The organism is Pseudomonas sp. B1(2018) (genome assembly GCF_003097365.1).
GTDB lineage: Bacteria > Pseudomonadota > Gammaproteobacteria > Pseudomonadales > Pseudomonadaceae > Aquipseudomonas > Aquipseudomonas laurylsulfatiphila.
On the sequence record NZ_PYUK01000003.1, the window covers coordinates 208,681 to 222,315 of the forward strand.

Sequence of the window (13,635 nt, forward strand, 5' to 3'; positions counted from 1 at the left end):
GCTCGCGATGGGCGCGCCGCGGTCTAAAATCATCCCCCGAAGATTACGACCTGCACAGTTTCATTCGCGGCCAGACCGTAACTGTCCCTGTGTGCGTCACCGCCGTGCGCCTAGAATGACGGCTCCTGTCAGTTGGCTTCGGGGTTCACATGCACATTTCATCGGGTCGCTGGGTTTACGGTCTGTTCCTGGCCTTGCTGACCGCGTTGTTGTGGGGAATCCTGCCGATCAAGCTCAAGCAAGTGTTGCTGGTGATGGACCCGGTGACGGTGACCTGGTTTCGCCTGCTGGTGTCTGGCGGTTGCCTGTTCATTTACCTGGCGGCTACCAGGCGCCTGCCCAGCCGCAAAGTGCTCGGTCCTCGCGGTGGCTGGCTGGTGCTGATGGCTGTGCTCGGCCTGGTGGGCAACTATGTCCTGTATTTGATGGGCCTGAACCTGCTCAGCCCCGGCACCGCGCAACTGGTGGTGCAGATGGGGCCGATCATGCTGCTGATCGCCAGTCTGTTTGTGTTCAAGGAACGCTTCAGCCTGGGGCAGGGGATTGGCTTGCTGGTGCTGCTGATCGGCTTTGCGCTGTTCTTCAACCAGCGTTTGAGTGAATTGCTCACGTCGCTGACCGACTACACCGCCGGCGTGCTGCTGGTGCTGCTGGCGTCCACGGTCTGGACCTTCTATGCCCTGGGGCAGAAGCAATTGCTGACGGTGTGGAACTCGCTGCAGGTGATGATGGTGATCTACCTGTTTTGCGCGGCGCTGCTGACGCCCTGGGTGCATCCGCTCGAAGCGCTGCAACTGAACCCCTTGCAGGGTTGGTTGCTGCTGGCGTGCTGCCTCAACACCCTGATTGCCTATGGCGCGTTTGCCGAGGCCCTGGCCCACTGGGAAGCTTCCCGGGTCAGCGCGACGCTGGCCATCACGCCGTTGGTGACTTTTGCGGCGGTTGCCATGGCGGCATGGCTGTGGCCCGACTATGTGCATGCCGAGACGATCAATGGGTTGGGTTATGGCGGTGCGGTGCTGGTGGTGCTGGGGTCGGCGCTGGTGGCGTTGGGGCCATCGTTGATTGCGGGGTTGAAGGCGCGGAAGGTGCGGATGGCAGCCAGTTAGACCGCGTCATCGTTCATCGCGGGCAAGCCACGCTCCCACAGGTTTCGAGTCGTTCATGAAAATTGTCAACGACGCAAAATCTGTGGGAGCGTGGCTTGCCCGCGATGACGGACTATCAGGCGCTACAGAATTCAGCCCTTGGCCCCGGCCTCCAGCATATTCTCCGGCCTTACCCAGGCATCGAATTCCTCATCGGTCAGATACCCCAACTGCAACGCCGCCTCACGCAAGGTCAGTCCTTCGCTATAGGCCTTCTTGGCGATCTCCGCCGATTTGTCGTAACCAATGTGCGGGTTCAGCGCCGTCACCAGCATCAAGCCACGTTCCAGGTGTTCAGCCATTTTTTCCGCATCCGGCTCCAGGCCGGCCACGCAATGCTGCTGGAAGTTGCTGCAGCCATCACCGAGCAATCGGATCGATTGCAGCAGGTTATGGATGATCACCGGTTTGAACACGTTCAACTGCAAGTGGCCCTGACTGGCCGCAAAGCCGATAGCGACGTCATTGCCCAGCACCTGGCAGGCCAGCATCGACAGCGCTTCGCACTGGGTCGGGTTGACCTTGCCCGGCATGATCGAGCTGCCCGGTTCATTGGCCGGGAGCCTGACTTCGGCAAAGCCGGCGCGGGGCCCGGAGCCCAGCAGGCGCAGGTCGTTGGCGATTTTCATCAGGGTCACGGCGAGGGTTTTCAGTGCGCCGGACAGCGTGGTCAGCGGCTCATGGCCGGCCAGTGCGGCGAATTTGTTCGGCGCGGTGATAAACGGCAAGCCGGAGAGGGCGGCCAGTTCGGCGGCGATGGCTTCACCGAAACCGTGGGGCGAATTCAGCCCGGTACCGACCGCAGTGCCGCCCTGGGCCAGCTCGCAGACCGCAGGCAGTGCGCTGCGGATCGCCCGCTCGGCGTAATCGAGTTGCGCAATGAAGGCGGAGATTTCCTGGCCGAAGCTGATCGGTGTCGCATCCATCATGTGGGTGCGACCGGTCTTGACCAGCTTCATATGACGAGCAGCCAGCTCGGCCAGGCCGCCGGACAGCTCGCTGATCGCCGGCAGCAAGTGCTGTTGCACCGCCTGGACGGCGGCGATGTGCATGGCGGTGGGGAAGCAGTCGTTGGAGCTCTGGGAGCGATTGACGTGATCGTTGGGGTGCACCGGGGACTTGCCGCCACGGGGGTTGCCGGCCAGCTCGTTGGCGCGACCGGCGATCACTTCGTTGACGTTCATGTTGCTCTGGGTGCCACTGCCGGTTTGCCAGACCACCAGCGGAAACTGGTCGTCGTGGTCGCCGGCGAGCACCTCGTCGGCGGCCTGCTCGATCAGACGGGCGATATCGGCGGGCAGGTCGCCGTTGCGATCATTGACCCGCGCCGCGGCTTTCTTGATCAGCGCCAGGGCATGCAACACCGCCAGCGGCATGCGTTCGTTGCCGATGGCGAAGTTGATCAGCGAGCGTTGCGTCTGAGCACCCCAATAGGCTTCATCCGGGACTTCAACCTGGCCGAGGCTGTCGGTTTCGATACGGCTCATCTTGCTCACTCCTGTAGGTCCGATTGCGCAGTTTAGGCCGTGATCGACGGCCGTGGTTCCATCAGTCTGTATTTGACCATTCAACCCCTCTAAATCAGGTGCGACAAGGCTTGGGGTTGAGCGACACACTTTTTTAGGCGCAGAATGGAGGCCCTTGGGGTCTTACCTCGCCAGCTAGAAAAGGAAACTCGATGACTCGTCTTCGTGCCATCTGTACCGCCGTTGCTTTGGTCTGCGCCAGCGGCCAGGTTCTCGCCGACACCGCCAGCCATAACGCCAGTGCCGAGGCTTTCCTGACCATGGCGCATGCTGACAAACTGGGCACCCCGGTGTACATGCAAGTACAGCAGATGTTTGCCCAGCGTTTCGAACAGACCAAAGCCCCTGAATCGAAAAAAGCCGTACTGGAAACCTACCAGGCCAAGGCTAACGCCGCTCTGGACCAGGCCATTGGCTGGAACAAGCTGAAGCCGGACATGGTCAAGCTGTACACCAGCAACTTCAGCGAATCCGAGCTCAAGGACCTGGTTGCGTTCTACCAGTCGCCACTGGGCAAGAAAGTCATGGAAAAAATGCCCCAGCTGACCCAGCAATCGGCCCAGATGACCCAGTCCAAGCTGGAAAGCGCGGTGCCGGTGGTCAACAAGCTGCTGGCTGACATGACCGCCGAGCTGACCCCGAAAGACGCGGCTGCACCCGCCAAGAAAAAGCCTTAAGCGGAGTTCGGTATGACTATGCAACAACGCATCGAATCGACGCTGGCGCTGCTTCAGCCCGAGCATCTGCAAGTGCTGGATGAGAGCCACATGCACAGCCTTGGGCTGCAAACCCATTTCAAGGCCGTGGTGGTCAGCGCGCAGTTCGATGGCCTGAATCGGGTCAAGCGTCACCAGAAAGTCTACGGCACGCTAGGCGAGCTGATGGGCGAGTTCCATGCGTTGGCGCTGCATACCTACACGCCAGAGGAATGGGCACAGATCGACGCGGCTCCGGCCTCGCCGACCTGTGCTGGCGGCAGCAAGCATTAAGATCAAAAGATCGCAGCCTGCGGCAGCTCCTACAGGAAATTGTATTCCCATGTAGGAGCTGCCGCAGGCTGCGATCTTTTTTGTTAGAATGCCCAACGCGCCGCTCACCCGGCGCGTTTTTTTTCGCATCCGGTTCACCCCTTACGAGGGTAGCCACCTGGAGATTTACCCATGACACAACAGATTGTCGTGGCGGCACTGTATAAGTTCGTCACCCTGGAAGATTACGTCGCCCTGCGCGAGCCCCTGCTGCAAGCGATGATCGACAACGGCATCAAAGGCACCCTGCTGATTGCCGAAGAAGGCATCAACGGCACCGTGTCCGGCAGCCGCGAAGGCATCGACGGGCTGATGGCCTGGCTCAAGAACGATCCGCGCATGGACGACATCGACCATAAAGAGTCGTACTGCGACGAGCAGCCGTTCTACCGCACCAAAGTCAAACTCAAGAAAGAAATCGTCACCCTTGGCGTGGAAGGCGTGGACCCGAACAAGAAGGTCGGTACCTACGTCGACCCGCAAGACTGGAACGCGCTGATCAGCGACCCGGAAGTGCTGTTGATCGACACCCGTAACGATTACGAAGTCTCGATTGGCACCTTCGAAGGCGCCATCGACCCGAAAACCACCAGTTTTCGCGAATTTCCCGACTACATCAAAGCCAACTTCGATCCGGCCGTGCACAAGAAGGTCGCGATGTTCTGCACCGGCGGCATCCGCTGCGAGAAGGCGTCGAGCTACATGCTCAGCGAGGGCTTCGGTGAGGTCTACCACCTCAAGGGCGGCATCCTGAAGTACCTCGAAGAGGTGCCGCAGGAAGAAACCAAGTGGCAGGGCGACTGCTTCGTGTTCGACAACCGCGTGACCGTGCGTCACGACCTGAGCGAAGGTGACTACGATCAATGTCATGCCTGCCGCACACCGGTCAGCATCGAAGACCGCGCGTCCGAGCATTACGTGGCCGGCATCAGTTGCCCGCATTGCTGGGATAAGCTGAGTGAGAAGACCCGTCGCAGTGCCATCGACCGGCAGAAGCAGATCGAGCTGGCCAAGGCTCGTAACCAGCCTCACCCGATCGGCTACAACTACAAGCAAGCATCCACCGAGGCCTGAACCATGTCTGCGCGCCTGCTCTATGTGATGGATCCGATGTGTTCCTGGTGCTGGGGGTTCGCCCCGGTGGCCAACGCGCTGGTCGAGCAGGCGCAAGCCGCGGGTGTGGATGTGCATCTGATCGTGGGTGGTTTGCGCACCGGTAGCGGTGCGGCGCTGGAGCCGACCACCCGACGCTATATTTTTGAGCATTGGCAGGCGGTCAACGAGGCCACTGGCCAGCCGTTCAAGCTCGACGGCGCGCTGCCCGACGGTTTTGTCTACGATACCGAACCGGCCTGCCGGGCCTTGGTGACGGCGCGCAGCCTGGCGCCGGATTGCGCGTTGAAACTGCTCGGGCTGATTCAGCACGCATTTTATGCCGAAGGCCGCGATGTCACCCAGGCCAGCGTGTTGGTCGAGTTGGCAGAACAGGCCGGTCTGCCGCGCATCGAGTTCGCCGGCGCTTTCGATCGGGCTGACATGCACGCCGCCACCGCCGCCGATTTCACCTGGGTCCAGGACCTGGGCATCGCCGGTTTTCCTACATTGCTCGCTGAGCGCAAGGGTCAATTGGCATTGCTGACCAACGGCTATCAGCCTCTGAGTGTGCTGTCCCCGCTGCTCGGCCGCTGGCTGGAGCGCGCTGCCTGTGCATGACTTGCCCGATGACGTCGCTGCCGCTAAACGTGTCGACCGTCTGAGCTGGGCGGAAATCCGTCGTCTGGCCCTGCATCACAAGAAGTCCCTTTGGATCGCCAACGGCGTGGCCGTGCTGGCGACCTTGTGCAGCGTGCCGATTCCCTTGCTCCTGCCGTTGCTGGTGGACGAGGTGTTGCTGGGGCACGGTGACGCCGCGTTGAAGATCATGAACCACGCGCTGCCCGAAGGCTGGCAAAAAGCGGCGGGCTACATCGGCCTGATGCTGCTGGTGACCTTGACCCTGAGGTGTACGGCGTTGCTGTTCAACGTGGTGCAGGCGAAATTGTTCGCCGGGTTGGCCAAGGACATCGTCTACCGCATTCGCATACGCCTGATCGAACGGCTCAAGCGTATCTCGCTGGGTGAATACGAAAGCCTGGGCAGCGGCACGGTGACCACGCATCTGGTCACCGATCTGGACACGCTGGACAAATTCGTCGGTGAAACCCTGAGCCGTTTCCTCGTGGCCATGCTGACCCTGGTCGGTACGGCGGGCATTCTGATGTGGATGCACTGGAAACTGGCATTGCTGATCCTGCTGTTCAACCCGCTGGTGATCTACGCCACGGTGCAGTTGGGCAAACGGGTCAAGCACCTGAAGAAGCTCGAGAACGACAGCACTTCGCGCTTTACCCAGGCGCTGACCGAAACCCTCGATGCCATCCAGGAAGTTCGCGCCGGCAACCGTCAGGGGTTTTTCCTCGGTCGCTTGGGGCAACGCGCTCGTGACGTGCGCGACTATGCGGTGAATTCGCAATGGAAAACCGACGCGTCGAACCGGGCCAGCGGTTTGTTGTTCCAGTTCGGCATCGATATTTTCCGCGCTGCGGCCATGCTCACGGTGTTGTTCTCCGACCTGTCCATCGGCCAGATGCTCGCGGTGTTCAGCTACCTGTGGTTCATGATCGGTCCGGTCGAACAGCTGCTGAACCTGCAATATGCCTACTACGCTGCCGGTGGTGCGCTGTCGCGGATCAATGAGCTGCTGTCGCGCGCGGATGAGCCTGAATACCCGGGCGGCGTCGACCCGTTCATCGGGCGCGAGACGGTCGGGCTGGAAGTACAAGGGTTGAGCTTTGGTTATGGCGATGAACTGGTCCTGAACCAGATGAACCTGTCCATCGCCCCCGGCGAAAAGGTCGCGATCGTCGGCGCCAGTGGCGGGGGCAAGAGCACGCTGGTGCAACTGCTGCTGGGCTTGTACACGCCGTTGGCCGGAACCATTCGCTTTGGCGGTTCGACCCAGCAGGAGATTGGTCTGGAAACCGTGCGGGAAAATGTTGCCGTGGTCCTGCAACATCCGGCGCTGTTCAACGACACTATCCGGGCCAACCTGACCATGGGTCGCGAGCGCAGTGACGAGGCTTGCTGGCATGCACTGGAAATCGCCCAATTGCACGGCACGGTACGGGATTTGCCGAATGGCCTGGACAGCGTCGTCGGGCGCTCCGGCGTGCGTTTGTCCGGCGGACAGCGCCAACGCCTGGCCATCGCCCGGATGGTGCTGGCCGAGCCCAAGGTGGTGATTCTCGACGAAGCCACCTCTGCGCTGGATGCCGCCACCGAATACAACCTGCACCAGGCCCTGGCGCGGTTTCTGAGCAACCGCACCACGTTGATCATTGCCCACCGCCTGTCTGCGGTGAAACAGGCCGACCGAGTGCTGGTGTTCGACGGCGGCCAGATCGCAGAAGATGGCGATCATCAACAACTGATTGCCGACGGTGGTTTGTACGCCAAGCTATACGGTCACTTGCAGCGGTTGTAGCCGGATGTCATCAATATTATAAAAAAACATCGTCGCGGCCGAATTCAGTGGCCGCGATACACCCTCCGGGCATAGCTTGTCGCTTGCCGGGATCGGAATCGCAACCTAGTCTAGCGTTAGCGATTTCGTCCGGAAGACGAGCAAGCAGTGCTAATGCAAGGGACCTCATGAATCAAACGCGGACTCTCGGAACGCCACGGTTGTTGGGCATTGTCTGGCCATTTATCGCCGTTGTGTTGTTTCAAGCCTTGCTGGGCGGCGTTAGCCTTTATGTGCTGTCGGCTGTTCGCGGCTATGTTGCCGGCGAAAGCCTTTGGTCCAAGGGCCAGAAAGATGCCATCTATTACCTCAACCTCTACGCCGACAGCGGCGACGAAGGGACATTTCATAAGTACCAGAACGCCATTTCCGTGCCCCAAGGCGGGCATGAATTGCGTGTGGCGCTGGATCAGCATCCGCCGAACATCGAAGCGGCGCGCCTGGCGATTCTCAAGGGCGGCAACCACCCGGACGACGTTTCCAGCCTGATCTGGCTGTACCTCAACTTTCGTCACTTCAGTTACCTCGAAAAAGCCATCGACCTGTGGACCGTTGGGGATGCCTATCTGGCCAAGCTCGACGACGTTGCCAGGGACATGCATCAGCACATCAATGCCAGGCCTGCCTCTGTTGCGGATATCCAGCGCTGGAAGGAGCAGATCTTCGCGATCAATGATGAAGTGACTCCGGCTGCGAAAGCCTTCAGTGATGCGCTGGGGGAAGGGTCGCGGGTCATTCTTCGTCTGCTGCTGCTGACTAACCTCGCCACTGCGCTTGGATTGATTGCACTGGCGCTGATGCGCACCCACAAGCTGCTCAAGCAGCGCCATGCCTTCGCCGATGCGCTGCAGCTTGAGAAAGAACGGGCGCAGATCACCCTGCAATCGATTGGCGACGGCGTGATCACCACCGATGTTTCCGGTGCGATTGCCTACATGAATCCGGCGGCCGAGGCATTGACCCACTGGAAGGCCGAGCAGGCGACAGGCTTGCCGCTGGCGGCGCTGTTCAACCTGTTGGACGAAGAGGCCCAGACCGATGGCTTCACCCTTATCGAGCATATTCTCAGCGGCCAGCTCAGTGGCGGCAGCGAGCACTCCAGGCTGATTCAACGCCTGGACGGCAGCACGGTGTCGGTCACGCTGGTGGGCGCGCCCATCCGCAATGCCGGCAAAGTCAGCGGGACGGTGCTGGTGCTGCATGACATGACCCAGGAGCGGCAATACATCGCCAATCTGTCATGGCAGGCGACGCACGATGCCTTGACCGGACTCGCCAATCGCCGTGAGTTCGAATATCGCCTGGAACAGGCGCTGCACAACCTGACCCGCTACTCGGGGCGCCATGCGCTGATGTTCCTCGATCTGGATCAGTTCAAACTGGTCAACGATACCTGCGGCCATGCGGCGGGCGACGAACTGTTGCGGCATATCTGCGCCTTGCTGCAATCGGGGCTGCGCGAAGGCGATACCCTGGCGCGCCTTGGCGGTGACGAGTTCGGCATCCTGCTGGAAAACTGCGCGCCGGAAGCGGCGGAGAAAATTGCCGAAAGCCTGCGCCAGACTGTGCAAAATCTGCATTTTGTCTGGAAGGGTCGACCTTTCGTCACCACTGTCAGCATCGGGCTGGTTCATGTCGCGCAGAATCCGACGACGCTCGAAGTTTCGCTGCGTGCTGCTGACATGGCGTGCTACATGGCCAAGGAAAAGGGCCGCAACCGGGTCCAGGTTTATCATCCGGATGACTCGGAACTGTCCCTGCGTTTCGGCGAAATGGCCTGGGTGCAACGTTTGCACATGGCGCTGGAGGAAGATCGATTCTGTCTGTACGCACAGGAAATCGTCCCCTTGGGTCATGTCGAGCGGGACGGCGGGCATATTGAAATTCTGCTGCGTTTGCATGATGAAGCCGGGCGGATGATCTTGCCCGACAGCTTCATTCCGGCTGCCGAGCGTTATGGCCTGATGAGCTCGCTTGATCGTTGGGTGGTGCAGAACGTGTTCAAGATCATTGCCCAATGCCGGGCCGAGCAAGGCCAGGGCCCGCTGGCCATGTGTGCGATCAATCTGTCAGGCACGACGATCGGGGATGAAGCGTTCCTGGACTTCCTGCGTGAACAGTTTGTGACGCATTCGATTCCGCCTGAAATGATTTGTTTTGAAATTACTGAAACCAGTGCTATTTCAAATCTTGGCAGTGCCATTAGATTCATTAATGAACTCAAGGGCTTAGGATGCCATTTTTCACTGGACGACTTTTGTGCCGGAATGTCCTCATTCGCGTACCTGAAACATTTGCCTGTAGACTTCTTGAAGATCGACGGGAGTTTCGTAAAGGATATGCTGGACGACCCGATTAACCGCGCCATGGTCGAGGTGATCAATCACATCGGCCATGTCATGGGTAAACGCACGATTGCCGAGTTTGTCGAAACGCCCCAGATCGAGCAGGCATTGCTGGAGATCGGGGTGGATTACGCTCAAGGGTATGTGATTGAACGCCCGCATCTGTTTACCAGCGATAGCTTGTTGAGTCGTCCTGCCAGGCCACAGCCGATGTTGTTCAAGGCCCCTGGCACGTTCCGTTGAAATTCCTGCCGGTCTTACAATCACAATCAAAAGGAGCTCGACAGTGATCGACACATTCAACCGAACCGGACCGCTCATGGAAGCTGCAAGTTACCCTGCCTGGGCCCAGCGCCTGATCCAGGATTGCAGCGAGAGCAAGCGCCGGGTTGTCGAACACGAACTGTACCAACGCATGCGAGACAACAAACTCAGTGCGAAGACCATGCGCCAGTACCTGATCGGTGGCTGGCCGGTGGTCGAACAGTTCGCGTTGTATATGGCACAAAACCTGACCAAGACCCGCTTCGCTCGTCATCCCGGCGAAGACATGGCCCGTCGCTGGCTGATGCGCAACATCCGCGTCGAATTGAACCACGCCGATTACTGGGTGCATTGGAGTCGCGCGCACGGTGTCAGCCTGGAGGACCTGCAGGCACAGCAGGTTGCACCGGAGCTTCACGCGTTGAGCCATTGGTGCTGGCACACCAGTTCGGCCGACTCGCTGATCGTTGCGATTGCCGCCACCAACTACGCCATCGAGGGAGCGACCGGTGAATGGTCGGCGGTGGTTTGTTCCAACGGTATCTACGCCGCCTCGTTCCCCGAGGAGGATCGCAAGCGGGCGATGAAGTGGCTGAAGATGCATGCCCAGTACGACGATGCCCATCCGTGGGAAGCCCTGGAAATCATCTGCACATTGGCGGGCACCAACCCGAGCAAAGCCCTGCAGGTGGAACTGCGCCAGGCCGTTTGCAAGAGTTACGACTACATGTACCTGTTTCTCGAGCGTTGCATGCAATTGGAGCACGCAGAGCGGGCACCGGTCGTGCGTGAGCGGATGGCATTGGCCGAAGGCTGATTCAGCTATCACGCAATAAAACTGTGGGAGCGGCGGTGCGACGATTCGACTTGCTCGCGAAAGCGGAGTGTCATTCAGCTTAGATGTCAGCTGATACGCCGCCTTCGCGAGCAAGCCCGCTCCCACATTGTCTTGTGTCGCAGCTAATGACTCAGCCCGCCATCTCCAGCCGATTACGCCCTTCGCGCTTGGCCACATACAGCGCACTGTCTGCCCGTCGCAACAGGCTGTCGGCGGACTCGCCGGGCAACAGGGTCGAACAGCCGAGGCTGACTGTCAGCAAGATCGTCTGACCGTCGACCAGGTACTCTTCGGATTGCACCGCAAACCGCAGCCGTTCACCCACCATGGCCGCGGCTTCGCGGCTGGTATTGGACAGCAGTATCAGGAACTCTTCACCGCCATAGCGGAACACCATGTCGACATTGCGTAGCTGGTTTTTGATCGAGGCGGCAACCGCCTTGAGCACGTGATCACCCGTGCTGTGGCCATGGGTGTCATTGACCAGCTTGAAATGATCGATGTCCAGCATCAGCACCGATAACGGTTGCAGATGGCGCCGGGACAGCTCGATTTCCCTCTGCAGCGTCTGGTCCATGGCGATGCGGTTACCGGTGCCCGTCAGCGGGTCGCGCAGTGCGCTCTGGGTGGCAGTACGGTAAAGCAGCGCGTTGCGCATCGGAAACAGCAGCGCGGCCAGCAGCGATTCGAGATTGCCCTGTTCCTGTTCGCTGAAACGTTGATTGCGGCGGAAAATCAGTTCACCCAGGTGTTCGCCATCGTGGCTGAGGTTGTAACTGATGGAATGGTGGCCACGCTGGCCGAATTCCAGGCGCAGATCACTGCTTTTGTGCAGGTAACACAAGGCGTCCAACGGCACCAATCGCTGAATCTCGCGATAGAAAGTCCCAAGAATGCGTTGCGGTTCCAGACTGGTTTGCAGTTGCAGGCCCAGTTGCTGGCGCATTTGCGCAAGGCTGACGGGCCGTTCCAGAAGAGGCGGCTGCTGACCAAAGCCCAGGCGCTGCAATTTGGCGCTATCGAAGTCAATTGCGTTGGTCTGGGAAGGTGGTTTCATTAGGCGTGCGCCCCTGAGCAGTAAGGCTGTCTTACAAGCAGGGTGAGAGCGGCTTAGGGCTGCGCGTCGTACTGGTCCATCAGTCCCGTAGGACATTTCGTACAAGTTTAATCTGCTTTCTGGAAGATGAGTAACGACTGCACTCACGCTTCACCCCGTCTGCTTTCACGTTGCGTGTCTGAGCAAACTTAGAGCGAAAGTCGTGCCATTCGGTTCATCAAAATAAAATTCGTATTAAATCAAATGGTTGTGCTTCGACTACTACCGGTATGGCGCAGCGTGTGACGGTTGTTTGACAGGTGCCGGGGTGTCTTCGAGTGCCGCGGCGGGAAGCCGGCGCGGCACCGATAAGCGACGTATGGTCTTATTGGGCGTTGAAGGCCTGACCATTGATACCGGTGCTGTCCGGGCCCATCAGGTAAAGGTAGACCGGCATGATCTCCTCGGGCGTCGGGTTGTTCAGCGGGTTTTCCCCCGGGTAGGCCTGGGCGCGCATGCTGGTGCGGGTAGCGCCCGGGTTGATGCTGTTGGAGCGCACCGGGGCCACGGTATCGACTTCGTCAGCCAGAGTTTGCATCAGGCCTTCGGTCGCGAATTTAGAGACGCCGTAAGCGCCCCAGTACGCACGCCCTTTGCGGCCGACGCTGCTGGAAGTGAACACCACCGAGGCGTCCTGCGACAGCTTGAGCAACGGCAGCAATGTGCTGGTGAGCATGAACATGGCATTGACGTTGACTTGCATGACCCGCATGAAGTTTTCGCCGGAAAGCTGCTCGATCGGCGTGCGCGGGCCGATGATCGAGGCATTGTGCAGCAGGCCGTCGAGATGCCCGAATTCGCTTTCGATCATCGCCGCCAGCTCATCGTACTGATGGGGCAGGGCGGTTTCGAGGTTGAACGGGATCACTGCCGGTTGTGGATGCCCGGCGGCTTCGATTTCGTCGTAGACCTGGGTCAGGTTGGCTTCGGTCTTGCCCAGCAGCAACACGGTTGCGCCGTGGGCTGCGTAAGTCTTTGCCGCTGCGGCACCGATGCCGCGTCCTGCGCCGGTGACCAGGATGACCCGATCCTTGAGCAGTTCGGGGCGGGCGGAATAATCAAACATAAAAAAACCTCTACATAATCCATCAATAGAGCTGAAAAGATCGCAGCCCCCTGTAGGAGCTGCCGAAGGCTGCGATCTTTTGACGTTAATCAGCAGCCACAGAGGGCGCTATCCAAAACCTTGCGCAACTCCAGCGGATGATCCACCACCACGTCCGCACCCCAGTGACGCGGGTTATCGTCAGGGTGGATGTAGCCGAAGGTCACTGCAGCCGTCCGGGTGCCGGCATCACGGCCCGACTCGATGTCGCGCAGGTCGTCGCCAACGAACAGCACGCTGGCCGGGTCCAGGTCGAGCATCTTGCAGGCCAGGATCAGCGGCTCCGGGTCCGGCTTGCTGTTCTTCACGTGATCCGGGCAGATCAGTAGCGCCGAACGCTCGGACAGCCCCAGTTGTTGCATGATCGGCTCCGCGAAGCGCAATGGCTTGTTGGTGACCACGCCCCAGATCAGGTTGGCTTTCTCGATATCGGCGAGCAACTCGGCCATGCCGTCGAACAGCTTGCTGTGCACCGCACAACCGACGAGGTAGCGCTCCAGGAACTCCAGGCGCAAGGCTTCGAAACCCGGCGATTCCGGATCCATGGCGAAGGTCACGGCGACCATTGCCCTGGCGCCGCCGGAAATCTCGTCGCGGATGTGCTTGTCGTTCATCGGGGGCAAGCCGCGGTCGGCACGCATCGCCTGACAGATCGCAATGAAGTCTGGCGCGGTGTCGAGCAGAGTGCCGTCCATGTCGAAAAGAACTGCTCTGATTCGCATC

The 13,635-nt window shown here is 59.8% G+C and carries 12 protein-coding genes; 8 read left to right on the plus strand and 4 right to left on the minus strand.

Annotation, left to right across the window (positions count from 1 at the left end; all coding sequences use genetic code 11):
• Positions 1-149 precede the first annotated feature (149 nt).
• Positions 150-1,109, plus strand: a complete 960-nt coding sequence (locus C9422_RS06110; RefSeq protein WP_116580014.1) for a DMT family transporter — start codon at positions 150-152, stop codon at positions 1,107-1,109.
• Between the two features lie 131 nt (positions 1,110-1,240).
• Here C9422_RS06110 and C9422_RS06115 read toward each other — a convergent pair whose 3' ends face one another.
• A complete protein-coding gene (locus C9422_RS06115) occupies positions 1,241-2,635 on the minus strand; it encodes a class II fumarate hydratase (protein WP_095966336.1) in 1,395 nt (464 codons plus the stop codon).
• A gap of 191 nt (positions 2,636-2,826) precedes the next feature.
• Here C9422_RS06115 and C9422_RS06120 point away from each other — a divergent pair, with 191 nt between their 5' ends.
• The 7 genes from C9422_RS06120 to C9422_RS06150 all read left to right on the plus strand — a co-directional run bounded on the left by C9422_RS06120 (position 2,827) and on the right by C9422_RS06150 (position 10,690).
• Positions 2,827-3,351: a DUF2059 domain-containing protein gene (locus C9422_RS06120; RefSeq protein WP_007973670.1), complete on the plus strand. Its 525-nt coding sequence runs from the start codon at positions 2,827-2,829 to the stop codon at positions 3,349-3,351.
• 12 nt (positions 3,352-3,363) lie between these two features.
• Entirely contained in the window at positions 3,364-3,663 is a 300-nt protein-coding gene (locus C9422_RS06125) for a BolA family transcriptional regulator (RefSeq protein ID WP_116580015.1), read from the plus strand.
• Positions 3,664-3,834: 171 nt separating this feature from the next.
• Complete coding sequence (locus C9422_RS06130; RefSeq protein ID WP_007973664.1) at positions 3,835-4,776, plus strand: rhodanese-related sulfurtransferase; 942 nt, start codon at positions 3,835-3,837, stop codon at positions 4,774-4,776.
• Positions 4,777-4,779: 3 nt separating this feature from the next.
• Entirely contained in the window at positions 4,780-5,415 is a 636-nt protein-coding gene (locus C9422_RS06135; RefSeq protein ID WP_116580016.1) for a DsbA family protein, read from the plus strand.
• Entirely contained in the window at positions 5,408-7,225 is a 1,818-nt protein-coding gene (locus tag C9422_RS06140; RefSeq protein WP_116580017.1) for an ABC transporter ATP-binding protein, read from the plus strand. The genes C9422_RS06135 and C9422_RS06140 overlap by 8 nt, the downstream gene beginning before the upstream one ends.
• 167 nt (positions 7,226-7,392) lie before the next feature.
• Entirely contained in the window at positions 7,393-9,852 is a 2,460-nt protein-coding gene (locus C9422_RS06145) for an EAL domain-containing protein (RefSeq protein ID WP_116580018.1), read from the plus strand.
• Between the two features lie 76 nt (positions 9,853-9,928).
• Complete coding sequence (locus C9422_RS06150; protein WP_256356713.1) at positions 9,929-10,690, plus strand: TenA family transcriptional regulator; 762 nt, start codon at positions 9,929-9,931, stop codon at positions 10,688-10,690.
• A 151-nt stretch (positions 10,691-10,841) separates the two neighbouring features.
• On the opposite strand, the gene C9422_RS06155 is transcribed toward C9422_RS06150, so the two are convergent.
• The 3 genes from C9422_RS06155 to mupP all read right to left on the minus strand — a co-directional run bounded on the left by C9422_RS06155 (position 10,842) and on the right by mupP (position 13,634).
• Complete coding sequence (locus C9422_RS06155; RefSeq protein ID WP_116580020.1) at positions 10,842-11,768, minus strand: GGDEF domain-containing protein; 927 nt, start codon at positions 11,766-11,768, stop codon at positions 10,842-10,844.
• 364 nt (positions 11,769-12,132) lie between these two features.
• The gene (locus C9422_RS06160) at positions 12,133-12,873 is read right to left on the minus strand and encodes a YciK family oxidoreductase (RefSeq protein ID WP_007999919.1); all 741 of its coding nucleotides are present in this window, start codon (positions 12,871-12,873) and stop codon (positions 12,133-12,135) included.
• 89 nt (positions 12,874-12,962) lie between these two features.
• The gene (gene mupP, locus C9422_RS06165) at positions 12,963-13,634 is read right to left on the minus strand and encodes an N-acetylmuramic acid 6-phosphate phosphatase MupP (RefSeq protein WP_116580021.1); all 672 of its coding nucleotides are present in this window, start codon (positions 13,632-13,634) and stop codon (positions 12,963-12,965) included.
• Position 13,635 lies beyond the last annotated feature (1 nt).

Coding starts and splice junctions, on each gene's coding strand:
- C9422_RS06110 (WP_116580014.1), top strand. CDS start 150: ATGCACATTTCATCGGGTCGCTGGGTTTACGGTCTGTTCCTGGCCTTG.
- C9422_RS06115 (WP_095966336.1), bottom strand. CDS start 2,635: ATGAGCCGTATCGAAACCGACAGCCTCGGCCAGGTTGAAGTCCCGGAT.
- C9422_RS06120 (WP_007973670.1), top strand. CDS start 2,827: ATGACTCGTCTTCGTGCCATCTGTACCGCCGTTGCTTTGGTCTGCGCC.
- C9422_RS06125 (WP_116580015.1), top strand. CDS start 3,364: ATGACTATGCAACAACGCATCGAATCGACGCTGGCGCTGCTTCAGCCC.
- C9422_RS06130 (WP_007973664.1), top strand. CDS start 3,835: ATGACACAACAGATTGTCGTGGCGGCACTGTATAAGTTCGTCACCCTG.
- C9422_RS06135 (WP_116580016.1), top strand. CDS start 4,780: ATGTCTGCGCGCCTGCTCTATGTGATGGATCCGATGTGTTCCTGGTGC.
- C9422_RS06145 (WP_116580018.1), top strand. CDS start 7,393: ATGAATCAAACGCGGACTCTCGGAACGCCACGGTTGTTGGGCATTGTC.
- C9422_RS06150 (WP_256356713.1), top strand. CDS start 9,929: ATGGAAGCTGCAAGTTACCCTGCCTGGGCCCAGCGCCTGATCCAGGAT.
- C9422_RS06155 (WP_116580020.1), bottom strand. CDS start 11,768: ATGAAACCACCTTCCCAGACCAACGCAATTGACTTCGATAGCGCCAAA.
- C9422_RS06160 (WP_007999919.1), bottom strand. CDS start 12,873: ATGTTTGATTATTCCGCCCGCCCCGAACTGCTCAAGGATCGGGTCATC.
- mupP (WP_116580021.1), bottom strand. CDS start 13,634: ATGCGAATCAGAGCAGTTCTTTTCGACATGGACGGCACTCTGCTCGAC.